The following is a 26,122-nucleotide window of genomic DNA, read 5'->3' on the forward strand; positions in this document are numbered from 1 at the left end:
CGCCGCGGCGGCGCGGCCTGGAACGGCGGGGGCCGGGTACCCGCCCCGAAAGACCAGGCCGCGGCAGGTGAGGAGGTGCGAGTGGCGTGGAGACACCTTCACGGAGCCGCGGCGCGCACCAGACCCAGCTGCCACCGCTCCTGGGCGGTGACGACCTGGACCGCCTCCAGGCCGGCCTGCAGCGGCTGGCCCACGCGCACGGCCGTATGCGCTCTCTGCTGGACGCCGTGGTGACCATCAGCAGCGCCCTGGAGCTGGACGTGGTCCTGCACACCATCACCGAGTCCGCCAGGGGGCTGATCGACGCACGCTACGCCGCCATCGGCGTCCTCGGCGAGGACGGCAGGTTCTCCGAACTGATCACCTCCGGGTTCGGCGCCGACCAGTTCCGCAAGGAGAACGGTGCCGAGTTGCCGCACGGCACCGGACTCCTGGGTGAGCTCGTCCGCGACCCCCGCCCGCTGCGGGTCGACAACCTGCCGGCGCACCCCCGCGCCTCGGGCTTCCCCGAGGGCCACCCCGTCATGACCACCCTGCTCGGCGCGCCCATCTCGGTGCGCCGCACCATCTACGGCAACCTCTACCTCGCCGACAAGCACGGCGGCGCCTTCACCGACGACGACGAGGAGATCGTCACCGCCCTGGCCAGTGCGGCCGGCGTGGCCATCGAGAACGCACGTCTCTACGAGCGTCTGCGACAGGCCACCGAGGAGTTCCAGCGGCGCCTCCTGCCCGACCTGCCCGGCCTCCCCGACCTGGAGCTGCAGGCGCGCTATCAGCCCTCCACCCAGGCTCCCAGGATCGGCGGGGACTGGTACGACCTCATCCACCTCCCCGACCGGGTTCCCTGCCTCATGGTCGGCGACGTCATGGGCCACGGCCTGGAGGCCGCCACCGTCATGAGCCAGATCAGCAACGCCCTGCGCGTGATCGCCTACGAGGAACAGGAACCCCCCAGCAGGGTCCTCCACCGTCTCGACGAGATCCTCCACGACCTGTACGGCGGACCCATGGCCACCGTTCTCGTCGCCCGCCTGGAGGCACCCGCCGCCGACGGCAGCCGCCCGCTGCGCTGGGCCAGCGCGGGCCATCTGCCACCCCTCCTGGCCACCGCCGGACACCAGGCCCACTACCTCCACACCGACACCGTCGGCCACCCCCTCGGCGTCGACCCCGGACTCAAGCGCCCCGACCACGAACTGACACTCCCGCCCGGCTCGACACTGCTCCTGCACACCGACGGACTGGTCGAACAACGCGACCACTCCCTCGAGGTCGGCATGAACCAGGCCACCCACCTCGCGGCCAGCTACGCCACACGGCCCCTCGCCGACCTGTGCGACGCCCTGCTCGCCCAGGGCGGCGGGACGTTCCCCGACGACGTCGCCCTGCTCGCCGCCCGCCTCGCCCACTGACAGGACCCGGAACGACCCGGTGATCAAGGTGGAGGGCCGGTGTGCGGGGCGATGGCGAGGACGGCGACATCGTCATGAAAGTGGCGGGTGTGGCGGGGCAGGTCGCTGTTGAGGAAGTCGACGACGTCGGCGGGGCCCGGCGCGGGCCGGCCGGCGAAGCGCTGCCGCAGCCGGTCGAGCAGAGGGTAGAAGGAGCCGGTGGCGTCGCGGGCCTCGACCAGTCCGTCGGTGCACAGCAGGAGGACGTCGCCGGGGGCGAAGCGGTGGGTGATGGCGGTGGGGCGCTGGTCGCCGAGAGCACTCAGGCCGAGGGGGAGGGCGGGCGGTCCGCTGAGGGTCCTGACCTCGCCGCCGGAGAACAGGACCGGCTCGACATGCCCGTGGTTGACGATCGTCAGACGGTCGGCGTCGGCGTCGTACTCGACCAGGGCGGCGGTCACGAACAGCTCGTCGTCCTGGATCTCCTCGGCCTCATGGACCAGGCGGCGCTCCATGCGGGCGGCGACCGAGAGGAGGTCACCGAGGTCGTAGGCGGCCTCGCGGAAGCTGCCGAGGAGGTCGGCGACCGTGCGGACGGCCGTGAGTCCCTTGCCTCGGACGTCGCCGATGACGGCGCGCTCGCCCGTCCTGGTCACGCGGATGTCGTAGAGATCGCCGCCGACCATGGTGCCGACCTCGCCCGGCCGGTAGAGGGCGGCCGCGAGAAGGTGCCCGATCCGGTGCGGCACCGGCCGCAGCAGGGTACGCATCAACGCCTCGGCCACCGAGTTGGTGTGTACCAGCGACCGCTCCTGGCGCCGGCGGTGGGCGGCCAGCGCGGCGCCGAGGATGCCGACGAGCGCCGTGGCGATGTAGGCGGCGACGTGGTGGTCCTCCCACTGGTGGTGGCCGGTGCCGGCGATGACGCCCTCCAGCACGATGGCGACGACCGTGATCGCCGCGACCGGGCCGGGGCCCAGCGTGTAGGCGGCGAGGGTGGGCAGGGCGATCAGCAGGAAGCTGGTCGCCCACTGCGAGGGCAGCAGGAAGCCGAGGACGACGACGAGGATGATGTACGCGACGGGCAGCCACCGCATCCAGGCAGGCGGTGCCGGCACCTCGAAGCCGTTGCTCACATGGGTCGTCACCATCGGGGCGGTGCCGCCGTGCGCGACGTCAGGGGGCCTCACCCGCATCTCTCGGTCGCCTTCGCCCGGCGTTCGGCCTCGGTGCCCATGGGACGAACGTAGGCGCGCCCCTCCGGCCGGGCCACCCGGAGAACGCCGCCGGGACCATGCGGCCTGCTCACGAATAGGGCCGATCGGCCCTGTCCTTCGGTTCCCGCTTCGGGGAAGGTGTGCGGACAGGTGTGTTGTGCAATGCGATCCCATGGCAAGGAGTGACCGACACATGGTGGACCGCGAGCAGGCCGGCCCCGACACCCCGGTCCGGGTCTTTCTCCTCGACGATCACGAGGTGGTACGGCGCGGGGTGCACGACCTGCTGAACGACGAACCGGACATCGAGGTGGTCGGCGAGGCCGCCACCGTCGAGCAGGCGCTGGTGCGTGTGCCGGCGCTGCGTCCGGACGTCGCGGTGCTGGACGTCCGGCTGCCCGACGGGGACGGTGTGACGGTCTGCCGTGAGCTGCGCTCCCGGCTCCCGGAGCTGGCCTGTCTGATGCTGACCTCGTTCGACGACGAGGAGGCGCTGCTGGACTCGATCATGGCCGGCGCGTCCGGGTACGTGCTCAAGCAGATCCAGGGCTCCGACCTGGTCGCGGCGGTGCGCACGGTGGCGCGCGGTCAGTCGCTGCTCGACCCCAGCGCCACGACGAAGCTGATGGCCCGGCTGCGGGGCGGTCAGCAGCAGGAGGAGGAGCCGGATGTGCTGCCCGGTCTCACCGACCGGGAGCGGGAGATCCTGGACCTGATCGGTGAGGGCCTGACCAACCGCCAGATCGGCCAGCGGCTGTACCTGGCGGAGAAGACGGTGAAGAACCACATCTCCCGGCTGCTGGCCAAGCTCGGCGTCGAGCGGCGCATCCAGGCCGCGGTCATCGCCACCCAGGCCCGCGACCGGCTGCGCGGCGAGACCTCCTGACCTGCCGGCGACTGACCGGCGCTCGGACCCCGCGCCCCCGCCTCCCGAGGCGGCCCCGGCGACCCCGCCATCCGGGCCTCCCGGCCACGCAGCCCAGCGTCATATGGCTCGTCCCGCAGCCCGCAGCCCGCAGCCCGCAGCCCGCAGCCCGCAGCCCGCGGCTCGTCCTCGTCCGCTCGTCCGGCCCAGCGTGGCCACGTCACCCGCCTGGCCGAACCGGATCACCGCTTGGCCGCCGCCCCCAACGCGGACGTCTCATCCGCCCGCAGCCGTACCACTCGCCGCCATTCCCTCGGCCCCATGCCCCCGCCGCCGGCCGCCGCATCGGGCGGCAGCGTCGCACGCGCGGTGAAATCCTGGTGACCGGCAGGACGAGCGAGCGACCACGGGCGCGGCCCGGGAGGGAGCGGCGCGGTGGCCACGGAGACCGACCCGGCGTCGACACCGGCGCGCGGAGCACCACGGCCGGGACTGGACAGTGAACTGACGGACGCGCTGGTGCGGTCCCGCCGGTACTTCACCCGAGCGGAGGTCTCCGCGGACCTGCGCACCGTGTACAGGAAGGGCGGCCGCCGGGCGGACGACTTCTACCGGGACCGCTGGTCGCACGACAAGGTGGTCCGCTCCACCCACGGCGTGAACTGCACCGGCTCCTGCTCCTGGAAGGTGTACGTCAAGGACGGCATCATCACCTGGGAGGCCCAGGAGACCGACTACCCCTCGGTCGGCCCCGACCGCCCCGAGTACGAGCCCCGCGGCTGCCCCCGCGGGGCCGCCTTCTCCTGGTACACCTACTCGCCCACCCGGGTGCGTTACCCGTACGTCCGCGGCGTGCTGCTGCACATGTACCGGGAGGCCAGGGCCCGGCTCGGCGACCCCGTCGCGGCCTGGGCCGACGTCGTCTCCGACCCCGAGCGGGCCCGGCGCTACAAGTCCGCGCGCGGCAAGGGCGGCCTGGTGCGGGCGAGCTGGGACGAGGCGGTGGAGATGGTCGCCGCCGCGCATGTGCACACCATCAAGGAGTACGGCCCCGACCGGCTGGCCGGCTTCTCGCCGATCCCGGCGATGTCGATGGTCTCGCACGCGGCCGGCGCCCGGTTCTACTCGCTGCTCGGCGGCGTGATGCTCTCCTTCTACGACTGGTACGCCGACCTGCCGGTGGCCTCCCCCCAGGTCTTCGGCGACCAGACGGACGTACCCGAGTCCGGGGACTGGTGGGACGCCGGCTATCTGATCATGTGGGGCTCCAACCTGCCGGTGACCCGCACCCCGGACGCGCACTGGATGGCCGAGGCCCGCTACCGGGGGCAGAAGGTCGTCGCGGTCTCCCCGGACTACGCGGACAACGTGAAGTTCGCCGACGAGTGGCTGCCCGCCCAGCCCGGCACCGACGGGGCCCTCGCCATGGCCATGGGCCACGTCGTGCTCAAAGAGTTCTTCGTCGACCGCCGCACCCCGTACTTCGAGGACTACGTCAAGCGCTTCACCGACCTGCCGTTCCTCGTCACCCTCGACGAGCGCGAGCCGGGGAGCGGGACGTACGCGCCGGGCAAGTTCCTGACCGCCGCGGACCTCGGCGGCGAGCACGGGGCGGCGGAACACGCGGAGTTCCGCCCCGTTCTGTTGGACGCCGGGTGCCGTCCGGTGGTCCCGAACGGCACCCTCGGCGACCGGTTCGCCGAGAGCGGGGCCGGGAAGTGGAACCTGGACCTGGGCGGCGTCGACCCGCTGCTGTCGGCCGACGGTGGCGGCGAGGCACCCGTGACCGTCGAACTGCCGCGCTTCGACGCCCCGGACGGCGGCGCCGGCGTACTGCGGCGCGGCGTCCCCGTGCGGCGGATCGCCGGGCGGCCGGTGACCACGGTGTACGACCTGCTGCTCGCCCAGTACGGGGTGGCCCGCCCCGGCCTGCCCGGCCGCTGGCCCGCCTCGTACGACGACGCCTCCGAGCCGTACACACCCGCCTGGCAGGCCCCGGTCACGGGTGTGGACGCCGGGCGGGCGGCCCGGATCGCCCGGGAGTTCGCCGCCAACGCAGAGGAGTCACACGGCCGTTCCATGATCATCATGGGAGCGGGCGCCAACCACTGGTTCCACTCCGACACCATCTACCGCGCCTTCCTCACCCTGACCGCGCTGACCGGCTGCCAGGGCGTCAACGGCGGCGGCTGGGCCCACTACGTCGGCCAGGAGAAGGTCCGCCCGCTCACCGGCTACACGGTGCTCGCCACGGCCGCCGACTGGAACCGGCCCGCGCGGCAGATGATCCAGACGGCGTACTGGTACCTGCACAGCGACCAGTTCCGCTACGACCCCTTCTCCGCCGGCACTCTCGCGGCGGCGGGCAGCGGCGGACCGTTCGCCGGTATGGCCACCGCGGACGTGATCGCCGCCTCCGCCCGCATGGGCTGGATGCCCTCGTACCCGACCTTCGGCCGCAACCCGCTGGACCTCGCCGACGAGGCCGAGGCGGCCGGACGCCCGGTCGGCGAGCACGTGGTCGAGGAACTGAAGGCGGGGCGGCTCACCTTCGCCGGCGAGGACCCGGACGCGCCCGAGAACTTCCCGCGGGTGCTGACGATCTGGCGGGCCAACCTGCTCGGCTCCTCCGCCAAGGGCAACGAGTACTTCCTCAGGCACCTGCTGGGCACCGACTCCGCCGTGAACGCCGCCGAGGCCCCGCCCGGGGCCCGCCCCCGGGACGTGGTGTGGCGCGAGGAGGCGCCCGTGGGCAAGCTGGACCTGCTGCTCACCCTGGACTTCCGCATGACCAGCACGACCGTCTTCTCCGACGTGGTGCTCCCGGCCGCCACCTGGTACGAGAAGCACGACCTGTCCAGCACCGACATGCACCCCTTCGTGCACGCCTTCAACCCGGCGATCGCCCCGCCCTGGCAGACCCGCACCGACTTCGACGCCTTCGACACCCTCGCCCGTGAGTTCAGCCGGCTGGCCGCCACCCACCTCGGCGTCCGCAAGGACGTGGTCGCCGCTCCGCTGCTGCACGACACCCCGGACGAACTCGCCACCCCGCACGGGCGGGTACGGGACTGGAGGGCCGGCGAGTGCGAACCGGTGCCCGGCCGCACCATGCCCAAGCTCGTCACCGTCGAACGGGACTACGGCGCCGTCGCCGAGAAGATGACCGCGCTCGGCCCGCTGTTGGACTCGCTGGGCGCCACCACGAAGGGCGTCACCTTCACCGTCGGCCGCGAACTGGACTACCTGCGGCACAAGAACGGCACCGTGCGCGGGGGAGCGGCGGACGGCAGGCCCTCCCTCGCCCGGGACGTGCACGCGTGCGAGGCGATCCTCGCGCTGTCCGGCACCACCAACGGCCATCTGGCCACCCAGGGCTTCCACACCCTGGAACACCGCACCGGAGCCCACCTCGCCGACCTGGCCGCCGAGCACGAGGGCAAGCAGGTCACCTTCGCCGACACCCAGGCGGCTCCCGTCCCGGTGATCACCAGCCCCGAGTGGTCCGGTGCGGAGACCGGCGGGCGCCGCTACTCGCCCTTCACCGTCAACGTCGAGCGCGGCAAGCCCTGGCACACCCTCACCGGCCGCCAGCACTTCTACCTCGACCACGACTGGATGGCCGCACTCGGCGAGCAACTGCCCGTCTACCGGCCCCCGTTGAACATGCACGCGCTGTTCGGCGAGCCGCGGCTCGGGGAGACCGGCGAACTCGGCGTGACCGTGCGCTACCTCACCCCGCACAACAAGTGGTCCATCCACTCCGAGTACCAGGACAACCTGTTCATGCTGTCGCTGTCCCGGGGCGGCCCGACGATCTGGATGTCGACCGCCGACGCGGCGAAGATCGGCGTGCGGGACAACGACTGGATCGAGGCGGTGAACCGCAACGGCGTCGTCGCGGCCCGCGCGATCGTCTCGCACCGCATGCCCGAGGGCACCGTCTACATGCACCACGCGCAGGACCGGCTGATCGACGTGCCGCGCACCGAGACGACGGGCCGACGCGGCGGCATCCACAACTCCCTGACCCGGCTGCTGGTCAAACCCAGCCATCTGATCGGCGGCTACGCGCAGCTGTCGTACGCGTTCAACTACCTCGGCCCGACCGGCAACCAGCGCGACGAGGTCACCGTCGTCCGCCGGCGCGCGAACCAGGAGGTGGAGTACTGACATGCCCCGCGGCGAAGCCGCCATCGGACGCGTGATGGCCCAGATGGCGATGGTGATGAACCTCGACAAGTGCATCGGCTGCCACACCTGCTCGGTCACCTGCAAACAGGCATGGACCAACCGCTCCGGCGTCGAGTACGTCTGGTTCAACAACGTCGAGACCCGCCCCGGCCAGGGCTACCCCCGGCGCTACGAGGACCAGGACACCTGGCGCGGCGGCTGGGAGCTGAACAAGCGCGGCCGGCTCACCCTGAAGGCCGGCGGCCGGTTCAAGAAGCTGGTCACCATCTTCTCCAACCCCGTGCTGCCCTCACTGGACGACTACTACCAGCCCTGGACCTACGACTACGAGACGCTGACCGACGCCCCGCTCCAGGACCACACCCCCGTCGCCCGCCCCAAGTCCCTCATCACCGGCAAGGACATGAAGATCTCCTGGTCGGCGAACTGGGACGACGACCTGGGCGGCTCCGCGCAGCACGGCGAGAAGGACGTGGTGCTCGGCGAGATCTCCGAGCGGATCAGGCTGGAGTTCGAGCAGACGTTCATGTTCTACCTGCCGCGCATCTGCGAGCACTGCCTCAACCCCTCCTGCGCGGCCTCCTGCCCCTCCGGCGCCATCTACAAGCGCAGCGAGGACGGCATCGTCCTGGTGGACCAGGACCGGTGCCGGGGCTGGCGGATGTGCGTGACCGGGTGCCCGTACAAGAAGGTCTACTTCAACCACCGCACCGGCAAGGCCGAGAAGTGCACCTTCTGCTTCCCCCGCGTCGAGGTCGGCCTGCCCACCGTCTGCTCCGAGACCTGCGTCGGCCGGCTGCGCTACATCGGCCTCGTCCTCTACGACGCCGACAAGGTGCTCCAGGCGGCCACCACGCCCGACGACACCGATCTGTACGAGGCGCAGCGCGCCGTGTTCCTCGACCCGGACGACCCGGAGGTCGTCGCCGCGGCGGAGAGGTCCGGCATCCCCCGGGACTGGATCGAGGCGGCCCAGCGCTCCCCGGTGCACGCCCTGATCAACACCTACAAGGTGGCGCTGCCGCTCCACCCCGAGTACCGCACCCTGCCCATGGTCTGGTACGTCCCGCCGCTCTCCCCGGTCGTCGACGCCGTGCGCGACACCGGCCAGGACGCCGAGGACCACCGCAACCTGTTCGCCGCCGTCGACGCCCTGCGCATCCCGGTGGACTACCTCGCGCGACTGTTCACCGCGGGCGACCCGGCCCCGGTGGACGCGGTGCTGCGCCGCCTGGCCGCCATGCGCTCCTACATGCGCGACATCAACCTCGGCCGGGAACCGGACGCGGCCATCCCCGAGCGGGTCGGGATGGACGAGGAGCAGCTGTACGACATGTACCGGCTGCTGGCGCTCGCCAAGTACGACGAGCGCTACGTGATCCCGTCCGCCCACGCCGAACAGGCGCACAGACTCGAGGAACTGGCCACCGAGTGCAGCCTGGACTACGAGGGCGGCCCCGGCATGGGAGGCTCCGGCCCCTTCGGCGAGGCCTCCGGCGGCTCGGCGCCCGTCGCCGTGGAGAACTTCCACGCCCTGCGCGACCGGCAGACCTCCGACACCCCGGCGGCCCCGGTCGGCAAGGACACCCGGGTCAACCTCCTCAACTGGGACGGCAAGGGCGCCCCGCCCGGCCTGTTCCCGCCCCGGCCCGGGACACAGGGCGGGGACACGCCCCCGGACAGCGGCGGAGAGGCCGGGACCAGGCCATGAAACCCACGAACCTCAGGCGCGGACTCCGGGCCGCGATTCCGCGCACCGAGCCCTGGTATCCGTACGCCTGGCAGGTGCAGTCCCTGCTCCTCGCCTACCCCGACGAGGAGTTCGCGCAGCACCTCTCCCTGGCCCACCGGGTCGCCCCCGCCCTGCCCGAGCAGGTCCGCGCCCCGCTGCTCGCGTTCACCGCGCACGCCGGGCGGACCACGCCCGCCGAGCTGGCCGCCGCCTACGTCGCCACCTTCGACCACCGCAAGCGCTGCTGCCCCTACCTGACGTACTACGCGCACGGCGACACCCGTAAGCGGGGTATCGCGCTGCTCAGGCTCAAGCAGGCCTACGCGGCCGCCGGGCTGCGTCCTGCCGACGACGAACTGCCCGACCACCTCGCGGTCGTCCTGGAGTTCGCCGGTGCCGAACCCGCCGCCGGGCACCGCCTGCTCACCGAGCACCGCGCCGGTCTGGAGCTGCTGCGGCTGGCGCTGAGCGAGGAGGACTCGCCCTGGGCGTCCGTGCTGCGGTCCGTCTCCGCGACGCTGCCACCGCTCAAGGGCGACGAGCGGGACGCGGTCGCCCGGCTCGCCGCCGAGGGGCCGCCCGGGGAAGAGGTGGGACTTGCCCCCTACACACCGCCGCAGATCATGCCCGACCCCGCAGGAGGCCCGCGATGAGCGTCCCGACGACGTGGCCGAACCCCACCCCCACCATGGCTGCCGGGGCCGGCACCGGCGGCATCCTGCTGTGGGTGGTACTGCCGTACATCGCCCTGGCGGTCTTCGTCCTGGGCCACGTCTGGCGCTACCGGTACGACAAGTTCGGCTGGACCACCCGCTCCTCGCAGCTGTACGAGAAGCGGCTGCTGCGCATCGGCAGCCCGCTGTTCCACTTCGGCATCCTGGTGGTGCTGATCGGCCACGTCGTCGGCCTGCTCATTCCCGAGAGCTGGACCGCGGCGGCCGGGGTCACCGAGACCCAGTACCACGTGGTGGCGGTCACGCTGGGCACGGTCGCGGGGGTGTGCACCCTGGGCGGGCTCGCCATCCTGATCTACCGGCGCCGCACGGTCGGCCCGGTGTTCTCCGCGACCACCCGCAACGACAAGGCCATGTACGTCGCGCTCACCACGACGATCGCACTCGGCCTCGCCGCCACCGTCGACGCGAACATCGCCGGCGGCGGCTACAACTACCGCGAGACCATCTCCCCCTGGTTCCGCTCCATCTTCGCCGTACAGCCGGACCCGAACCTGATGAGCGACGCCCCGTTGCTCTACCAACTGCACGCCGTCAGCGCACTGGTGCTCTTCGCGATCTGGCCCTTCACCCGCCTCGTCCACATGCTCACCGCCCCGCTCGGCTACCTCACCCGCCCGTACATCGTCTACCGCAGCCGCGACGCCGAACTCGGCACCAGGCCGCCCCGAAGGGGCTGGGAACGCGTCGGCTGACCCGGCGAGCGCCGAGCCGGGCGGAGGCGCGTCCGCGCGCCCGCTGCCCAGGCCCGCGGCCGGAGGAGTGGTGCGGCCGTCCTCCGGTGCGAGCCTGCTCGTCGTCGGTCGCCGCCCGGCCGGCGGGGTGCCGCCGCGTCCGTGCGGACCGGGTGCGCTCTCCGGTCCCGGACGGGGGATCGGGAGCCGCAGACACAGGCGCACCCGGCCGCCCCCTCAGGAGATCACGATGACCGACGGGGTCGACAGGGCCCAATGGCCCTGACCGGTCAGGGCCATACGGCTGGTCTCCGCTCTCCACTCTCCGCTCTCCGCCCCGACACCGGCGCGGGGCAGCTCTCCGGGCCGAACGTCCCTCAACCGGCCGTGCGGCCCGAGCCCGGTCCCTGTTCGTCATGTGCCGCGCTGCCTGGGGCTGGCGCCGCGCACCGGGAAGAAGCGCGGGACCGGCGCGCATCCGTGACAGGTGCCGGATGCCGGCCGGAAACGGGGTTCAGTCCGCGGTGGGCGCCCCTGACGCCGACGGTTCGGCGCCGGGCAGCATGGTCAGCAGCATGACGCTGGGTTCGGCGGCCCGCACGCTGTGCGGGAGCCGGGCGGGCAGATGGATCCAGCTCCCAGGCCGTGCCTCGGTCTTCTGCCCGCCGATGACCAGCTCGAGGCGGCCCTGGACGACCTGGATGACGACGGGCAGGGCCGAGGTGTGCTCGGTCAGCTCCTGGCCTGCGGCGAAGGCGAAGCCGATCACGCGCAGCCGGTCGTCGCGGTACAGCACGCGGCTGAGCGTGCCGTCCTCGGGCACGGTCAGCTCGGCGGCCAGGTCGCTGATCACGGTGGCGGACATACGGGACTCCTCAGGGCTGGGACGGGGTGGGTACGGCGACCGGACCCATGGTCCCCAGCTCGCGTCCGGTGACCATTTCCGACTCGATCCGGACGAAGACCGCCTCCCGTTGCGGCATCCAGGAGTCAGGGCCGACCTTGGACAGCCGTCCCTGTTCCGCCGGGTCGGTCACCACAGTGGCCCGTCCGGTGATCACCACACTCCATCCGGAACGCGTCGTGGCGTCGAACTCGTCCGCCTCGAAGGCGACGACCACGCCGTCGATGGCGCGTACGAGGTCCGAGGCCGCCGAGGTGCGCAGCAGCACGGAGGCGTCGGTGTCCAGGGAGAAGTCGACCGGGAGGACCGCCGGCAGCGCCTGTCGCGTGTACACCACGCGGCCGACCGGCACCTTGGCCAGCAGGCGCAGGCACTCCTGCCGGTCGAGTGCGTCAAAGCCTTCGTTCTGGAGCATTCCTCCATCGTCTGCGCGGCCGCGGTGACGGGATAGGGCCGGTCGGCCCCGTCCTGCGCCGCCGGGACGTAGCGGTGCGAGAGGCCGGAGGGTTCCCACACCTAACGCATTGCGAAATCTCGCAGTGGATTGAGTGTGCGGGGCGTCGGCCTGGTGCCGAGGCGCACCAGGAACGCGAGGACGAAGAGTCCCTCGACGAGCAGCGACAGGGGGCCGTACGGCGCCTCCCAGCCGTCCTCGCGATAGCCGTACGGCAGGCCGACGGTGCGGGACAGGGCGAAGCCGACGATCATGCCGAGGCTGACGAGCGCCCCGATGAGCCAGGCCACCGCCTGGTGTTTCCTGAACACAAGCCCCGCCGCCACCGCGAGCATGATCGCGCTGCCCACGGCGAACAGGACGCCGATGTAGAACTTCTCCTCGAGATGATCGGGGATCATCAGCGTGTGCAGCACGGCGTTGCCCACGGCGCAGCCCGCTGCCGCGCCGGTCAAGGACGGAACGTCTTTGGCATGGGTGGAGTTCGGCACGTCTTGGGCATGGGTGGAGTTCGGGACGTGTTGGGCATGGGTGGAGTTCAAGGGGGCTCCTGCTGAGCACTGGAAGGGACGTCTTCGAGGGAATTCCCGCTGACGTACATACGTGGCAGGCAGCCCGACGGATTGCGATGCGCGCCGGATACTTGGTCTCACCGCCCAGCACCGGGCCGGACCCGCCGCGGACGGAGGCGACGCATGACCGGCACACCCACCGCGCGCGCCGGCGCCCGGCACGGGGACGGCACCGCGGCGGCGCGGATGTGGCCGCTGTACGCGGCCGGGTTCACCACCGCCTTCGGCGCTCACGGCATCGCCGCCAACCTGGGCGGCCGCTCCGCCGACGCGGTCAGGTCCCTGCTGGTGCTCGGCGGGCTCCTCGCCCTGTACGACGCGGCGGAGGTTCTGCTCAAGCCGGTCTTCGGCAGCCTCGCCGACCGCGTCGGACCCCGCCCGGTCGTCCTCGGCGGCCTCGTGGCCTTCGCGCTCGCCTCCGCCGCGTACGCCGTGGCCGGCAGCCCGCCATGGCTGTGGGCCGCGCGCCTCGGCCAGGGCGCGGCCGCCTCCGCGTTCTCCCCGGCGGCCTCCGCGACGGTGGCCCGGCTCAGCCCCGCCGCCGCCCACGGCCGGGCGTTCGGCGGCTACGGCTTCTGCAAGTCCATCGGCTACACCGCGGGCCCGCTCCTCGGCGGCGTCCTGGTGTGGGCGGGCGGGCTGCGCCTGCTGTTCGGCGTCCTGGCCGTGCTCGGCACGGCGGTGGCCGTCTGGGTGGCGACCGCCGTCCCGCCCGTGCCGCCCCTTCCGCGCGGGCGCCAGACGCTCCTCGACCTCGCCCGCCGGCTCGCCGACCCCGCCTTCCTCGGCCCGACCGGCGCCCTCGCGGCCGCCACCGCCGCGCTCTCCGCCGGCGTCGGCTTCCTGCCCGTCTCCGGAGCCGCCGCCGGACTCGGCACCATCACCACCGGGGCGGCCGTCTCCGTGCTCGCGCTGTGCGCGGCCGTCGTCCAGCTCCGCACCGGCCGTGCCCTGGACGCCGGACGCCTGACCGTGCGCACCGGGCTGGCGGCCGGACTCGCCGTGACCGCCGCCGGACTCGCGGCCGCGACGTTGCCCGGCGCGGCCGGCGTACTCCTCGCCGCCGCCCTCATCGGCACCGGAACCGGTGTGATCACACCCCTCGGCTTCGCCGCCCTGGCGGCGGCCACCCCCGCGGAGCGCCTCGGCCAAACCATGGGCGCCGCCGAACTGGGCCGGGAACTCGGCGACGCCGGTGGCCCGCTGGTCGTCGGCGCCGTCGCCGCTACCGCCACTCTCACCTGCGGATACGCCGCCCTGGCCGTCCTGGTGGCCGCCGGGCTGCCCCTGCTGGCCCTCGCCCACCGCACGGCGGCGGTGCGATCACCGGGCCGGTGACGGCGTTCGCCACGGCTTCGGCCGGCCGCCCGGCGGCGCTACGGCGTCGGCGTCAGCTCTGCGGGCCCGTGATGTCGACCATCCACGGAATGCCGAACCGGTCCGTGCACATGCCGAACACATCACCCCACATCTGCTTCTCCAGCGGCACGGCCACCGAGCCGCCGGCGGACAGCTTCTCCCAGTAGCCGCGCAGATCGGCGTCGTCGTCGCCGCTCAGGCTCACCGTGATGTTCGTGCCGGGGGTGTGCTCCATACCGGGCGGGATGTCGGCGGCCATCAGCGTGAAGCCGCCCGGGGTCTCCAGCATGGCGTGCATGATCCGGTCGGCGTCCGCGCCCCCCGGCTGGCCGACGTCACCGTAGGTGTTGAGGGCCAGGGTGCCGCCGAAGACGTCCTTGTAGAACTCCATCGCCTGCCGGGCGGTGCCGTCGAAGCTGAGGTAGGGGTTGAGACGGGATGCCATGAGTGCCTCCTGAACGGGGCCTAGGGTCACTTGCGGGCACAGTAACGCGGACCACTGACAACGGCCCGTCGACGCGGCACGCGGTCTCACGAAGCTGCGATGGATCCTGAGTTGACGGTGCGGGGGACACGGGCGGGCCGCCCCCTTCGGAGCCGTCCGAGGTCATACCGGATCAGCGAGTGCGGTCCCGGTGGTCATAGGAGTTCCGCCCCGTCCGAGGCGCGGATCAGCACCTCGGACGCGCGGCCCGGCACGCCCGGGCCCCGCCGGCCGGGATCGCGGCCGGCACCCGAGCCGCGCCTGCTCCCGGCCGGACCGCCCTCGCGTCCGGGCGCCCCGGATGCGACGGTGACAACGGGACCACGTGCCGCCCCACGAGGCGGCGGGCCGACGAAGACGGGGGAGGGACGATGAAGAGCGGCGGGGCCGAGAAGAGCGGCGGGGCCGAGAAGAGCGGCGGGGCCGATGACGGAGAGGGCCGGTGATGGCGGTGACGGCGGTGACGACCACCCTGACGGCCGGGACGTGGGAGTACGACGGCTACGACCCTGCCCAGGAGCGCCTGCGGGAGGCGCTGTGCACGCTGGGCAACGGCTGCTTCGCCACCCGCGGGGCCCTGCCGGAGTGCTACGCGGACGGCGTGCACTACCCGGGAACCTATGTGGCGGGCTGCTACAACCGGCTCACCTCCGAGGTCGCGGGCCGTCAGGTCGAGAACGAGGACATGGTCAACCTGCCCAACTGGCTGCCGCTGCGCTTCCGGCTCGCGGACGGCGACTGGCTCACCCCGGACACGGCGACCGTCCTCGAACACCAGCAGGTCCTGCACGTGGACTGCGGTCTACTGGAGCGCCGTACCCGCTTCGGGCTCGGGGCGGGACGGGCGCTGACCGTGCGCCAGCAGCGGATCGTGCACATGGCCGATCCGCATCTGGCCGCGCTGCGCACCGAGTTCACCGCCGAGGGCTTCACGGCGGACCTCGAGGTCGAGGCGGCGATCGACGGAGGCGTCACCAACGCCGGGGTGCCCCGCTACCGGGAACTGGACGGCCATCACCTCACCCATGTGCACACCGGCACGGCCGAGCCCGGCACGGTGTGGCTGCGCTGCCGCACCCGTACCTCCGACATCCGGATCGGCATGGCCACCCGGCTGACCGGCGGCGGACCGGTCGCGACCCGCCACGAGCACCCGCGCGCCGTCCAGCGGCTGCGCGTGCGGGTGGAGCCCGGCCGCACCGTCACCGTCGACAAGACCGCCGCGGTGCACACCTCGCGCGACCCGGCCATCAGCGACCCGCGGTGTGCCGCGACCGAACGGGTGGAGTCGGCGCCCGGCTTCGACGACCTGCTGCGCAGCCACCGGGCGGCCTGGGACCAGCTGTGGCGCCTGACCGAGATCGACGTCCCCGGCGAGCCGGGCCGCATCCTGCGTCTGCACCTGTTCCACGTGCTCCAGACCCTCTCCCCGCACACCGCGGACCTGGACGTCGGCGTGCCCGCCCGCGGACTGCACGGCGAGGCCTACCGGGGACACGTCTTCTGGGACGAGCTGTTCGTCCTGCCGTATCTCAACCTGCACCTGCCCGAGGTCTCCCGCGCCCTGCTGCACTACCGTCACCGGCGCCTGACACAGGCTTGTGCGGCGGCGCGCGCGGCCGGCCGGCGGGGCGCCATGTATCCATGGCAGAGCGGCAGCGACGGCCGGGAGGAGACCCAGCGGCTGCACCTCAATCCGCACTCCGGGCGCTGGCTGCCGGACCACTCGCACCTCCAGCGGCACGTCGGCTCGGCCGTCGCCTACAACGTGTGGCGGTACTGCGAGGCGAGTGGCGACGCCGATTTCCTGCACACCCAGGGCGCCGAGATGCTCCTTCAGGTCGCCCGCTTCTGGGCCGACTCGGCCACCTGGGACGAAGGCCTCGGACGGCACCGCATCCTGGGCGTGATGGGCCCCGACGAGTACCACGACGCCTACCCGGACGCCGACCGGCCCGGTCTCGACGACAACGCCTACACCAACGTCACGGCCGCCTGGGTGCTCGCCCGCGCCCTGGAACTGCTGCGCACCCTGCCGGAGCCGCGCCGGCGCGAACTCGTCGAGCGCACCGGCCTCGACGACGCCGAACTGGAACAGTGGGAGGAGATCTCCCGCACCCTGTACGTGCCCTTCCACGACGGCGTCATCAGCCAGTTCGAAAGATACGGCGACCTGGAGGAACTCGACTGGGCCGGCTACCGCAGGCGCTACGACGACATCCGCCGCCTGGACCGGATCCTGGAGGCCGAGGGCGACACGGTCAACCGCTACAAGGCGTCCAAGCAGGCCGATGTGCTCATGCTCGGCTACCTCTTCTCGCCTTGCGAACTGATCGCGCTGTTCGGCCGGTTGGGCCACCACCTCGACGAGGAACTCTGGCAGCGCACCGTCGACCACTACCTGGACCGGACCAGTCACGGCTCGACCCTGAGCGGCCTGGTGCACGGCTGGGTGCTGGCCCGCTGCCGGCGCTCCGAGGCATGGACCTTCGTCCAGGAGGCCCTGCGCGGCGACGTCGCCGATCTCCAGGGCGGCACCACCGGCGAGGGCATCCACCTCGGCGCCATGGCGGGCACCCTCGATCTGGTCCAGCGCGGACTGCCCGGCCTGGAGACCCGCGAGGGCGCGCTCCGGCTCGAACCCGCCCCGCTGCCGGAGCTGTCCTCCTACGGCTTCTCCCTCCGCTACCAGGGCCACTGGGGAGTCCGGCTGCGACTGGGGCACAGCCGGACGGAGATCGCCGTGCCCCACTCCGACCGCTCACCGATCGACGTCCGGGTGGCCGGCCGGGCCGTCCAGGTCCGGCCGGGGGAGACGTGCCACGTGGACCTGCCCGAGTGATGCGGCGGTACCGCACGTGATGCCAGTGCCGACCGTGGCGCCGCTACCGACCGTGACGCCCGTACCGCTGTGACGCGGGCTCTCGTGCCGCGGCCGTGCGTCCCGGGTTCCGTCACGCTTTCCCCAGTGCTGGCACGTTTCCGCGCCTGCCGGTACGTTTCGGCTGGCCGGATTTATTCGCCGATGGCTTCCGGAAATCGACCCCACGGCCTCTTTCATCTGTCAGATTAACACGAAGCGGAACCTCGCGTACCGCTGTCCGGTCATCTTCACGCGGATGAGTGGACGTCCTCTTCCCCCGTTTGCTGATGTCCCGTGCAGGACATTTTCCGGGGTGACGGGCGGAGGATTTCGTGGACTGTTCTGAAGAGCTCAATCATGCCAAAGAGTTTCAGCGAGAATTCTCCTGGGATGTCATCGCCGGCCACCGTGAACGCCTGATGCGACTGGTCCGCCGCCGGCTGCCGAACGCCCAGGACGCGGAGGACTGCGTACAGGAGGCGATGCTCCGGGCTGCCGCGCACGGCAACCTCGACCATGAGCGGATCGGGCCCTTTCTGACCTCGGTCGCCCTGCGCCTGTGTGTCGATCACTACCGTGAGCAGGAACGACGCCGTCGGCTGCTGCGCCGTGCGGCCGAGGCGCGCGTTCCGGAACTGCCGGACGAGGGCGTGTGCGACCAGGACTTCGGGCGCTGGCTGCTCGGCCAGGTCGACCTGCTGCGCGGACGGGAGCGCCAGGTGGTGCTCGCCCGCGCCCAGGGGATCTCCACGCTGGAATTCGCGCGCATGCACCAGATCTCGGTCAAGGCCGCCGAGGGTGCATTCACTCGGGGCCGGGCCCGGCTGCGCCTGGTGTGCGCCCGCGCGCTGGACGGCGTCATGGCCTGAAGGGGCGCAAGGAATCCACTTGAATCCGCTCCCGGGATTCAGTGAATTCTGCGGAATCGGCAGCTGGATTCTCGAGAACAATTCCGTGATGGCACCCCTTTGATTTCGAGGGGTAAAAGAAAGGGAAACGGCCGTGGGCAAGAACAACACCCAGGACACCATCAAGGACCTCATCGGCGACATCGCCGACAGCACCAAGAAGGCATTCGACGAAATGCTCGACCGGAAGGACGACGACCGCAACTCCGGCGACTGGTTCGGTGCCCTGAACCCCTACCAGGCGCTCACCGGGCTGCCCGGCGACGTCCTGCGGACGGTCAGCGCGCTCTCCGCCCTGGGCGGAGTGGCCAACCCCGTGGCCGCACTGGCCCACGCCGCCAACGCCGCGGCCGGCGGCGCCCCCAACCCGCTCGCCGCGCTGACCGGCGCGGCCGGCAACCCGCTGGCAGCCGTCGCCGGCGCCGCCAACCCCCTCGCGGCCCTCGCCCCGGCGGCCGCCAACCCGCTCGGCGCCCTCACCGGCGCGGCGGGCGCCGGCAACCCGCTCGGGGCCCTCTCGGGCGGCGCGAACCCCCTCGCCGCGCTCGGCCAGGTCGCCGGCGGCGCGGCCTCGGCCGTCTCGGGAGCGGCGGACGTCGCCTCGGGACTGGCCCAGCTGCCGGGCCAGCTCGCCCAGCTCACCGAGCTCGTCGCCAACCTGGCGAGCGTGCTGGAGAACGTCCAGAAGGTCGCCGGGCCGCTCGCCGGCGCCACCACGCCCGCCGCTCGCAAGGGCAGCTGAACCCGTCCCCGGCGCCCCGCGCACACCGGGCGGACACGCCTCCCGCCCGGTGCAGGACCGGCGGAACCGACATGCCCCGTCACACCTCAGGAGGTTGCGGCACATGAGTGCCCCGCTCGGCAGCCGGCTGCGGCTGGTGGTGAAGGTGCTGGGAAGCCTCGTCACCGACGAGGTCGGCCAACTGGCGCGATCCCGCCGGCAGTCCGGACGGGACCGGGCCTCACCGGACGCGGACGCGCGCCCCGGCGAGGACGGGGCCCGCCGTGCGCGAGCGGTCCGCCAGGCCCTGGAGAGTCTCGGCCCGTTCTACGTCAAACTCGGGCAGATCCTGTCCACCCGCCCCGACATGGTGCCCCCCACCATGATCGCCGAGCTCCAGAACCTCCACGACCAGGTCGACGTCCAGCCGTTCTCCGTCTTCGAACCCGTGCTGGCGCAGGAGCTCGGCCCGGACTGGAAGCTGTGCTTCGACGACGTCGACACCACCCGCCCGCTCGGCGCCGCCTCGCTGGCACAGGTCTACCGGGTGCGGCTGCCCGGCGGCCGGCCCGCCGTCATCAAGGTCCAGCGCCCCGGCATCCGGGACACCGTCCGCGCCGACATGGCCCTGATGCGCAAGGCGTCACGGATGGTGGCGCGCACCGCGCCCCGCTTCAACGAGGTCATCGACGTCGAGGCGATGCTCGACTCCATCTTCGACGCCATGGAGCCCGAACTCGACTTCACCGGCGAGGCCCGCAACATGGACGAGGCCCGCGAGAACATCCGCCGCTACCCCAACCTGGAAGTGCCCCGTGTCGTGCACGCCACCCCCAAGGTGCTGGTGCAGTCGCTCGCGCCCGGCACCTCCGTGCGCCACGTCGACCGGCGGATGTTCAGCGAGCGCGAACGCATGGACATCGGCAAGGACCTGTTGCGCTTCATGTACCGGGGCTACTTCGTCGACCGGATGTTCCACGCCGACCCGCACGCCGGCAACGTCTTCGCCCAGCCCGGCGGTCCGGCCACCCTCATCGACTGGGGCATGGTCGGCCGGCTCGACCGGCGCACCAGCCTGCGACTCCTGCCGCTGCTGATGTCCATCGCGCAGAACGACGGCCACGGCCTGGCCTGGGCCTGGGCGGACATGGGCCGGGTCACCGCCTGGTCCAACCTGCCGGCCTTCGCCTCGGACATGGCCGCCCTGGTGCCCAAGGTCGCCACGGCCTCCCTGGAGGACATCAACTTCGGTGTGTCCCTGACCACCGTCCTGGAGAAGGCCACCCGACGGGGCATCGGATCCGCGCCGTCCATCTCCCTGCTCGGCAAGTCCTTCGCCAACCTCGAGGGGTCGGTGCGCTGCCTGGCACCCGACATCGCCCTCGCGGAGGTCTTCAAGGCGGAGGTGCGCGGCATCATCGTCTCCCTGCTGCGCGAGTACTTCTCCCTCGACCAGGTCGCCCGCAACACCATGGACCTGCTCACGGCCGTGACCTCCGGACCCGAGCAGTGGCGCGGGGTGCTGGCCGACGCGGCCAACCGCCGCTTCGCCCTTCAAGTCAACGAGCCCTACACCCCGGCCGCCATGGGCGGTCAGCGCCCGTGGTCGCCCTCGCGCGGCCTGATGGCGCTGGGCGCGGCTGCCCTCCTGCTCGACCGGCGCCGTTCGCCGCGCTGACCCGGCGCCGTTCGCCGCGCTGACCCGGCGCCGGCGCACCGGCCCGGCACACGCACCACGCGTCACGACGCGACGCGACGCGACGTACCAGCTCCCTCGTACCACTTCCCGCGAAGGATCCCGATCCATGCCCAACTTCCCGCAGCACGACGACACCTCTCACCGGCACGAGAGCGCGCCGTCACCCGCCGCCGCGCTGGACGGCGTCTCCGGGACGGCCCTGTGGACCGTCCGGATGCGGGCCCAGGAGTCCGTCCGGGCCGACGCCCTCTTCGACGATCCGCTGGCCGCCGAGTTCCTGGCCCGCGCCCGGGAGGCGGGCAGCCCGCCGGGCAGCGGCGTGCTCCAGCAGGTGCTGCCCGACTGGCTGGCGGTGCGCACCCGGTTCTTCGACGACCACCTCCTCGCCGTCACCCGCGCGGGCCTCTCGCAGGTGGTCCTGCTGGGGGCGGGGCTCGACACCCGCGCCCACCGGCTCGACTGGCCCGACGGCATCGGCCTCTTCGAGGTCGACCTGCCGGCCGTGCACGCCTTCAAGGAGCGGATCGTGGCCGGCCATGCTCCGGCCGTCGCCCGCCGTATCCCGGTCGCCGCCGACCTGCTCTCCGACTGGCGCGGCCCGCTGCTCTCCGCCGGGTTCGACCCCGGCCGGCCCACCGCCTGGCTGTGCGAGGGACTCCTGTTCTACCTGGCGCCCGAGGCCGTGGACCGTCTGGTCGCCGTCGCGGGCGAGCTGTCCGCGCCCGGCAGCACGCTGGGCGCCGAGTGTCTGAACGCCGACGCCGCCGACTCGCCCTTCGTCCGCCCCTGGCTGGAGGCGCTGTCCGGCTCGGGCACACCGTGGGTGTGGCACCTCGCCGACGCCGAGCACTGGTGGGGCGAGCGCGGCTGGCAGGCCCAGGTCGCCGACCTGCTCGCCCTGCCGTACGCCGTCGAGCGCTTCGCCCCCCACCTGGCCGCCCACCCCGGCCTGGAGAAGCAGAGCATGCTCCTGGTGACCGCCGCCCGCCCGGCCGGCGGACGGTGACCGCGATGGACGGCCACAACCTGTGCCAGACCCCCACCACCTACCGGCTGCTGCGCCTGGAGTACCTGCTCGGACTGTTCGTGGCCGCCGGGTTCTTCCTCGCCCACCTCGCCGAGGTGCGCTGGTGGGTGGCCGCCGTGCTCTTCCTCTACGTCGACCTCATCGGCTACATCCCCGGCGCCGTCGCCTACCACCGCAGCCCCGACCGGCGCATCTCCCGGGTCTACTACGTGCTCTACAACACCATGCACAGCCTGAGCGTGCAGGGCACCGTCCTCGGCGCCTGGGTCCTGCTGCACGGCTGGGAGTGGGCGCTGCTGGTGCTGCCGATCCATCTGTTCGGGGACCGCGCCCTGTTCGGCAACTTCGTCAAGTCCTTCACCGTGTCCTTCGAGCCCCGCCCGCACCCGTCGGTCCAGTCCGCGCTGCGGGACTTCGCGTCCGTGCCCTGGCACCAGGCGGCCACCCGGTGAGCACCCGGCAGGCACGCCAGGCACCGCCGCCGCGGGCCCTCACCGACGACGAGGCCTACGCCATGCTGCGCCGCCACGCCGGCCACAGCAGCGCCTTCCTCGCCCTGAACGCGGGCAACCAACGCTTCCGGGCGGCCGGCATCGACGGATTCGTGCCCTACCGGGAAGGCGGCCGGCGGCACCTGTTCCCGCTGGGCGGACCGGTCTGCGCGGCGCGCGACCAGGATCTGCTGCTCACCGCACTGCTGGCGAAGGCCGCGAGCGACGGCCGCCGGGTCGCCGCCGTCCAGCTCTCGCGCCCGGCGGCCGAACTGCACGCCCGCCACGGCTTCACCGTCAACCAGTTCGGCGCCTCCTTCAGCATCCACCTCGACGGCTACGGCCTCGGCGGGCAGCGCATGGTCAAGGTGCGCAACATGGTCAACCGGGCGCGCCGCGAGGGCGTGACCGTCACCGAGGTGACCGCCGCCGAGCGCGACAGCCCGATCGTCACCGCCGCGCTCGACGCCGTGGACCGGGCCTGGCTGCGGGACAAGGGCCGCCATGTGAAGGAGCTGGACTTCCTCATCGGCGAACGCGGCGGCCCCGGGGCACCGCACCGACGGCTGTTCACCGCCCGGCACGCCGGACGGACGGTCGCCTACGTGTCGTACTCGCCCGTCTTCGGCGAACGCGCGGGTTGGCTCTACGACCTGACGCGGCGTCGGCCCGAGGCGCCGCCCGGCACCGTCGAGCTGGTCTTCGCCACGGCGCTGCGCCGCTTCCAGGACGAGGACTGTGCCTGGCTGCACCTGGGCTTCACCCCTTTCGTGCGACTTCGTCCGGACGCCTGCGACTTCGGGCCCACCAGCGGTGCGCTGCGGCGCTGTCTGGAGCTCGTGGCGGCCAAGGGCCGGGCGATCTACCCGGCGGCCACCCAGGAGTCCTTCAAGCTCAAGTGGCGGCCGCAGCAGATCGAACCCGAGTACCTGGCCTTCCAGGGCGGAGTGACCCCCGGCGCCGTATGGCGCCTGATGCGGCTGACGAAGGCCGTCTGAGACCGCGCGGCGCCCGCCTCCATCGTGAGCAGAAAGGCAGACATGACCACATCCATCGTCCACGGCCCGGCCCGTACCACCGAGATCCCCGCCGAGGCCGACCGGAACCGGGCCCCGAGCCTGCTCGACGGCGCACTCCACGCCGACCTGACCCCTGAGGGCTGCGACCTCGGCTACTGGTTCCGCGCCGTGCCCGAGGGCACCCTCGCCGGGGACCCCATGGGCCGCACCCCGGACGTCACGGTCCCGGACCACATGCTGCGCGAAGGACCCCTGCGGCAGGCGGTCATGCAGGAGCTGGCCTTCCGCTCCATGGCCGAGGAGAAGGCGGCCCGAGCCATCTCCTACCTGGTCGCCCACGCCCCCGACCTCGCCGGCATGGACTTCTACACCACCCAGCTGATGGACGAGGCCCGGCACGCCTACGCCTTCCGCGGCCACCTCCTCGAACTCGGCGTCGGGAAGGGAGAGCTGGAGGCGGTCATGGAGGACCTCGCCGGCGCGGACCGCGACGCGATCCTCGCGCCGCTGGAGGAGTTCGGCCTCCGCGTCCTGCGGGACGAACGCGACTACATCGGCGGAGTCATCACGCTCACGGTCCTCGTCGAGGGCGTGCTCGCCCCCACCGCGGAGCTCAGCGAGCGCAAGTGGTGGCCGTTCGACCCGGCCGCCGCCCAGATCGAGCGGGCCGCGGGCATCGACGAGATCCGCCACCTCTCCGTCGGCACCACCATCGTCCGGCGGCACCTGGAACGCCACCCCGAGGACCGGCAGCGCATCGGCGAACTCATCGCGCGGGGCACGGAGTTGTGGTCCGGGCTGCCGGTACAGGACCTGACACTCCGGCGCGAACAGCTCTACCAGCAGGGCCTCGAGGAGCACCGCGACCTCGCCGGGGCGTACGAGGTGTGGCCGGGCCGCCGGCTGGCCGACACCACCGCCGAGGAGCGGATGCTGACCGCCGCCGAGTGGGCCCGGAACACCCAGCGGGCACGGCTCGCCGACATGGGGCTGGCGCCGTGAGGCGCGCCCCCGTAGCCCACTCGCTGCCCTGCGACCCCGCACATCACCGAGAACGAAAGGGCTGGTGTCACCCCCATGAGCGACATCCCGGCAGTCGACTCCGCACCGCGTGAACCGGGCGCGGCGGAGGAGGACTTCCGCGAACTGACCCGGCGCGTCACGGCGGCCGGGCTGATGCGACCCCGCAAGGGGCAGTACGCCACCGCCATCGCGGCGGTGTGGCTGATGAACGCCGTCGGCTGGGCGGCGCTCGCGCTCTGCGACCACGCCTGGTGGCAGGTGGTCCTGGCGGCGCTCTGGCTGGCGGTCTGGCACGAGCAGCTCGCCTTCCTGCTGCACGACGCCGGACACCGGCAGATCAGCCGCTCCCAGAAGACCATCCGCACGCTCGGCCTGGTCCACGGCAACCTCATGCTCGGTGTGTGCTTCGGCTGGTGGGTGCAGCACCACAACCGGCACCACAACCACCCCAACCACCTGGAGCTGGACCCCGACATCCTGCGCCGGGTGGCGATCTTCGCACCCGAACAGGCCCGGCAGCGCACCGGTTTCGCCCGGTTCATCGCCGCCCACCAGCGCCATCTGTTCTTCCCGCTGCTCGGCCTGGAGGCCGTGGTGCTGCGCATCGCCGGGGTCATCGCGCTGCGCCGGCGCGCCCTGCGCCGTCCCTGGCTGGAGGGCGGCCTGATGGCCCTGCACGCGGTGCTGTTCTTCGGCGCGCTGTGCTGGCTGCTGCCCTGGCCGAGTGTGCTGCTGTTCCTGACGGTCCACCAGGTACTGCTCGGCTACCTGCTCGGGCTGGCCTTCGCCGTCAACCACAAAGGGCTGCCCACCCGGACCGGCGGCGAGTGGAGCTGGCTGGAACGCCAGGTGCTCACCTCGCGCACCCTGCCCACCGGCCTGATCGGCGACTTCTTCTACGGCGGCCTCAACTACCAGATCGAACACCACCTGTACCCCGGCATGCCGCGCTCCGCGCTCCGGCACGCCTACCCGATCGTCAAGCGGTTCTGCGCCGAGCGCGGCATCGCCTACACCGAGACGGGGGTCCTGGAGTCCTACCGGGACCTCTCGCGCCACCTCGGCTCCGCGAGCGAGGTACTGCGCTCGGGGACCGTCACCGCATGATCCGACAGAGAGGACACCAGCAGATGAAGACCGTCCCGAAGCCGTCGCGCACGCCGCGCCGCACCCGACCGGGCAGGGCGCTGCTGCCCGCCGTCCTGCTGGCCGGCCTCGGCCTGCTCGCCCCGGGCGGCCAGGCCGCCCAGGCCGCGGTCCCGGCGCCGGTGCCCGACCTCGTGTGCCGGCTCGACGCCGAGGTGAACTTCAGCCCGCCGCTCGGCGTGCTGGCCCGCGATGCGCAGGTGACCGGGCACATCGGCTACCGCGACTGCCGTTCGCCCGACGGAGCGGCGCCGGAGCTGACCGACATCGTCTTCCACGTCCACGGCAACGGCAGGTTCGGCGCGCTGCCGGTACCGACGTTCTCCGTGGAGGGCACCGGCAGCGGCGTGTGGAACACCGGGGAGGAGGGCTCCCTCTACTTCAACGGCGAGCTGAAGAAGGGCAGTCCCGTCCCGGACCGCACCGTGACCAGCGGCCCGCTCGCCGGTGACGGCATCAACGGCCTGCAGATCCCCGTCCCCCGCTTCGACAAGATCGACCCCAACGGCGTCGCGGGCTTCGACGTGGTCGGCCAGGTGTGCTTCTGGAACGGCGAGAAGGGCCGCTGCACGGCGTACTGATCCGGTGAACACAGCGGTGGGGCCCCCGCACCACGCAGTTCGTGGGCGTCGACGACCTGGT

22 protein-coding genes are annotated in these 26,122 nt (G+C 72.4%); 17 read left to right on the forward strand and 5 right to left on the reverse strand.

What is annotated here, in order from left to right:
• The first annotated feature begins 86 nt into the window (after window positions 1-86).
• On the forward strand, window positions 87-1,415 hold the full coding sequence (locus ABZ484_RS18490) for a GAF domain-containing SpoIIE family protein phosphatase (RefSeq protein ID WP_358866943.1): 1,329 nt from the start codon (window positions 87-89) through the stop codon (window positions 1,413-1,415).
• A gap of 23 nt (window positions 1,416-1,438) precedes the next feature.
• On the opposite strand, the gene ABZ484_RS18495 is transcribed toward ABZ484_RS18490, so the two are convergent.
• Window positions 1,439-2,590, reverse strand: a complete 1,152-nt coding sequence (locus tag ABZ484_RS18495) for a PP2C family protein-serine/threonine phosphatase (RefSeq protein WP_358866944.1) — start codon at window positions 2,588-2,590, stop codon at window positions 1,439-1,441.
• A 214-nt stretch (window positions 2,591-2,804) separates the two neighbouring features.
• Between ABZ484_RS18495 and ABZ484_RS18500 the strand changes: the two genes are divergently transcribed.
• From ABZ484_RS18500 to narI, 5 genes are all read left to right on the forward strand, one after another.
• The gene (locus ABZ484_RS18500; protein WP_358866945.1) at window positions 2,805-3,497 is read left to right on the forward strand and encodes a response regulator transcription factor; all 693 of its coding nucleotides are present in this window, start codon (window positions 2,805-2,807) and stop codon (window positions 3,495-3,497) included.
• 471 nt (window positions 3,498-3,968) lie between these two features.
• Window positions 3,969-7,649 carry a nitrate reductase subunit alpha gene (locus tag ABZ484_RS18505; protein ID WP_358866964.1) on the forward strand — a complete coding sequence of 1,227 codons (3,681 nt, stop codon included), beginning with the start codon at window positions 3,969-3,971 and terminating at the stop codon, window positions 7,647-7,649.
• Between the two features lies 1 nt (window position 7,650).
• On the forward strand, window positions 7,651-9,381 hold the full coding sequence (gene narH / locus ABZ484_RS18510; RefSeq protein WP_358866946.1) for a nitrate reductase subunit beta: 1,731 nt from the start codon (window positions 7,651-7,653) through the stop codon (window positions 9,379-9,381).
• Window positions 9,378-10,055 carry a nitrate reductase molybdenum cofactor assembly chaperone gene (gene narJ / locus ABZ484_RS18515; protein WP_358866947.1) on the forward strand — a complete coding sequence of 226 codons (678 nt, stop codon included), beginning with the start codon at window positions 9,378-9,380 and terminating at the stop codon, window positions 10,053-10,055. Before narH ends, narJ begins: the two co-directional genes overlap by 4 nt.
• A gap of 35 nt (window positions 10,056-10,090) precedes the next feature.
• Window positions 10,091-10,831, forward strand: coding sequence for a respiratory nitrate reductase subunit gamma (narI, locus tag ABZ484_RS18520; protein WP_358866965.1), 741 nt, complete (start codon window positions 10,091-10,093; stop codon window positions 10,829-10,831).
• A 493-nt stretch (window positions 10,832-11,324) separates the two neighbouring features.
• Here the strand turns inward: narI and ABZ484_RS18525 are convergent, their stop codons facing one another.
• The 3 genes from ABZ484_RS18525 to ABZ484_RS18535 form a co-directional block, all read right to left on the reverse strand.
• Entirely contained in the window at window positions 11,325-11,675 is a 351-nt protein-coding gene (locus ABZ484_RS18525; RefSeq protein ID WP_358866948.1) for a cupin domain-containing protein, read from the reverse strand.
• Window positions 11,676-11,685: 10 nt separating this feature from the next.
• On the reverse strand, window positions 11,686-12,129 hold the full coding sequence (locus ABZ484_RS18530) for a pyridoxamine 5'-phosphate oxidase family protein (protein ID WP_358866949.1): 444 nt from the start codon (window positions 12,127-12,129) through the stop codon (window positions 11,686-11,688).
• Window positions 12,130-12,230: 101 nt separating this feature from the next.
• Window positions 12,231-12,710 (reverse strand): hypothetical protein, encoded by a 480-nt coding sequence (locus ABZ484_RS18535; RefSeq protein ID WP_358866950.1) that lies wholly within the window; start codon window positions 12,708-12,710, stop codon window positions 12,231-12,233.
• A gap of 216 nt (window positions 12,711-12,926) precedes the next feature.
• Between ABZ484_RS18535 and ABZ484_RS18540 the strand changes: the two genes are divergently transcribed.
• Complete coding sequence (locus ABZ484_RS18540; RefSeq protein WP_358866966.1) at window positions 12,927-14,078, forward strand: MFS transporter; 1,152 nt, start codon at window positions 12,927-12,929, stop codon at window positions 14,076-14,078.
• A 52-nt stretch (window positions 14,079-14,130) separates the two neighbouring features.
• Here ABZ484_RS18540 and ABZ484_RS18545 read toward each other — a convergent pair whose 3' ends face one another.
• Complete coding sequence (locus ABZ484_RS18545) at window positions 14,131-14,544, reverse strand: VOC family protein (RefSeq protein ID WP_358866951.1); 414 nt, start codon at window positions 14,542-14,544, stop codon at window positions 14,131-14,133.
• A 511-nt stretch (window positions 14,545-15,055) separates the two neighbouring features.
• On the opposite strand from ABZ484_RS18545, the gene ABZ484_RS18550 reads away from it, so the two are divergent.
• The 10 genes from ABZ484_RS18550 to ABZ484_RS18595 all read left to right on the forward strand — a co-directional run bounded on the left by ABZ484_RS18550 (window position 15,056) and on the right by ABZ484_RS18595 (window position 26,061).
• Window positions 15,056-17,425: a glycosyl hydrolase family 65 protein gene (locus ABZ484_RS18550; RefSeq protein WP_358866967.1), complete on the forward strand. Its 2,370-nt coding sequence runs from the start codon at window positions 15,056-15,058 to the stop codon at window positions 17,423-17,425.
• A 353-nt stretch (window positions 17,426-17,778) separates the two neighbouring features.
• Window positions 17,779-18,315 carry a sigma-70 family RNA polymerase sigma factor gene (locus ABZ484_RS18555; RefSeq protein ID WP_358866952.1) on the forward strand — a complete coding sequence of 179 codons (537 nt, stop codon included), beginning with the start codon at window positions 17,779-17,781 and terminating at the stop codon, window positions 18,313-18,315.
• A gap of 133 nt (window positions 18,316-18,448) precedes the next feature.
• Window positions 18,449-19,096: a hypothetical protein gene (locus tag ABZ484_RS18560; protein ID WP_358866953.1), complete on the forward strand. Its 648-nt coding sequence runs from the start codon at window positions 18,449-18,451 to the stop codon at window positions 19,094-19,096.
• A 103-nt stretch (window positions 19,097-19,199) separates the two neighbouring features.
• Window positions 19,200-20,753 carry an AarF/UbiB family protein gene (locus tag ABZ484_RS18565; RefSeq protein ID WP_358866954.1) on the forward strand — a complete coding sequence of 518 codons (1,554 nt, stop codon included), beginning with the start codon at window positions 19,200-19,202 and terminating at the stop codon, window positions 20,751-20,753.
• A 127-nt stretch (window positions 20,754-20,880) separates the two neighbouring features.
• A complete protein-coding gene (locus tag ABZ484_RS18570) occupies window positions 20,881-21,780 on the forward strand; it encodes an SAM-dependent methyltransferase (RefSeq protein ID WP_358866955.1) in 900 nt (299 codons plus the stop codon).
• 5 nt (window positions 21,781-21,785) lie between these two features.
• Window positions 21,786-22,253 (forward strand): hypothetical protein, encoded by a 468-nt coding sequence (locus ABZ484_RS18575; RefSeq protein ID WP_358866956.1) that lies wholly within the window; start codon window positions 21,786-21,788, stop codon window positions 22,251-22,253.
• Window positions 22,250-23,290 carry a DUF2156 domain-containing protein gene (locus ABZ484_RS18580; RefSeq protein WP_358866957.1) on the forward strand — a complete coding sequence of 347 codons (1,041 nt, stop codon included), beginning with the start codon at window positions 22,250-22,252 and terminating at the stop codon, window positions 23,288-23,290. The genes ABZ484_RS18575 and ABZ484_RS18580 overlap by 4 nt, the downstream gene beginning before the upstream one ends.
• Before the next feature lie 42 nt (window positions 23,291-23,332).
• Entirely contained in the window at window positions 23,333-24,313 is a 981-nt protein-coding gene (locus ABZ484_RS18585) for a VlmB-like protein (protein ID WP_358866958.1), read from the forward strand.
• 75 nt (window positions 24,314-24,388) lie between these two features.
• Window positions 24,389-25,441, forward strand: a complete 1,053-nt coding sequence (locus tag ABZ484_RS18590; protein WP_358866959.1) for an acyl-CoA desaturase — start codon at window positions 24,389-24,391, stop codon at window positions 25,439-25,441.
• Complete coding sequence (locus ABZ484_RS18595; RefSeq protein WP_358866960.1) at window positions 25,438-26,061, forward strand: hypothetical protein; 624 nt, start codon at window positions 25,438-25,440, stop codon at window positions 26,059-26,061. The genes ABZ484_RS18590 and ABZ484_RS18595 overlap by 4 nt, the downstream gene beginning before the upstream one ends.
• The last annotated feature ends 61 nt before the right edge of the window (window positions 26,062-26,122 follow it).

The sequence above is a fragment of the Streptomyces sp. NPDC006393 genome, from assembly GCF_040628575.1.
GTDB lineage: Bacteria > Actinomycetota > Actinomycetes > Streptomycetales > Streptomycetaceae > Streptomyces.

Excerpts from the sequence above, each read along its gene's own strand:
- ABZ484_RS18495 (WP_358866944.1), bottom strand. The coding sequence starts at position 2,590 with ATGCGGGTGAGGCCCCCTGACGTCGCGCACGGCGGCACCGCCCCGATG.
- ABZ484_RS18500 (WP_358866945.1), top strand. The coding sequence starts at position 2,805 with ATGGTGGACCGCGAGCAGGCCGGCCCCGACACCCCGGTCCGGGTCTTT.
- narH (WP_358866946.1), top strand. The coding sequence starts at position 7,651 with ATGCCCCGCGGCGAAGCCGCCATCGGACGCGTGATGGCCCAGATGGCG.
- narJ (WP_358866947.1), top strand. The coding sequence starts at position 9,378 with ATGAAACCCACGAACCTCAGGCGCGGACTCCGGGCCGCGATTCCGCGC.
- narI (WP_358866965.1), top strand. The coding sequence starts at position 10,091 with ATGGCTGCCGGGGCCGGCACCGGCGGCATCCTGCTGTGGGTGGTACTG.
- ABZ484_RS18525 (WP_358866948.1), bottom strand. The coding sequence starts at position 11,675 with ATGTCCGCCACCGTGATCAGCGACCTGGCCGCCGAGCTGACCGTGCCC.
- ABZ484_RS18530 (WP_358866949.1), bottom strand. The coding sequence starts at position 12,129 with ATGCTCCAGAACGAAGGCTTTGACGCACTCGACCGGCAGGAGTGCCTG.
- ABZ484_RS18540 (WP_358866966.1), top strand. The coding sequence starts at position 12,927 with ATGTGGCCGCTGTACGCGGCCGGGTTCACCACCGCCTTCGGCGCTCAC.
- ABZ484_RS18545 (WP_358866951.1), bottom strand. The coding sequence starts at position 14,544 with ATGGCATCCCGTCTCAACCCCTACCTCAGCTTCGACGGCACCGCCCGG.
- ABZ484_RS18565 (WP_358866954.1), top strand. The coding sequence starts at position 19,200 with ATGAGTGCCCCGCTCGGCAGCCGGCTGCGGCTGGTGGTGAAGGTGCTG.
- ABZ484_RS18570 (WP_358866955.1), top strand. The coding sequence starts at position 20,881 with ATGCCCAACTTCCCGCAGCACGACGACACCTCTCACCGGCACGAGAGC.
- ABZ484_RS18575 (WP_358866956.1), top strand. The coding sequence starts at position 21,786 with ATGGACGGCCACAACCTGTGCCAGACCCCCACCACCTACCGGCTGCTG.
- ABZ484_RS18585 (WP_358866958.1), top strand. The coding sequence starts at position 23,333 with ATGACCACATCCATCGTCCACGGCCCGGCCCGTACCACCGAGATCCCC.
- ABZ484_RS18590 (WP_358866959.1), top strand. The coding sequence starts at position 24,389 with ATGAGCGACATCCCGGCAGTCGACTCCGCACCGCGTGAACCGGGCGCG.
- ABZ484_RS18595 (WP_358866960.1), top strand. The coding sequence starts at position 25,438 with ATGATCCGACAGAGAGGACACCAGCAGATGAAGACCGTCCCGAAGCCG.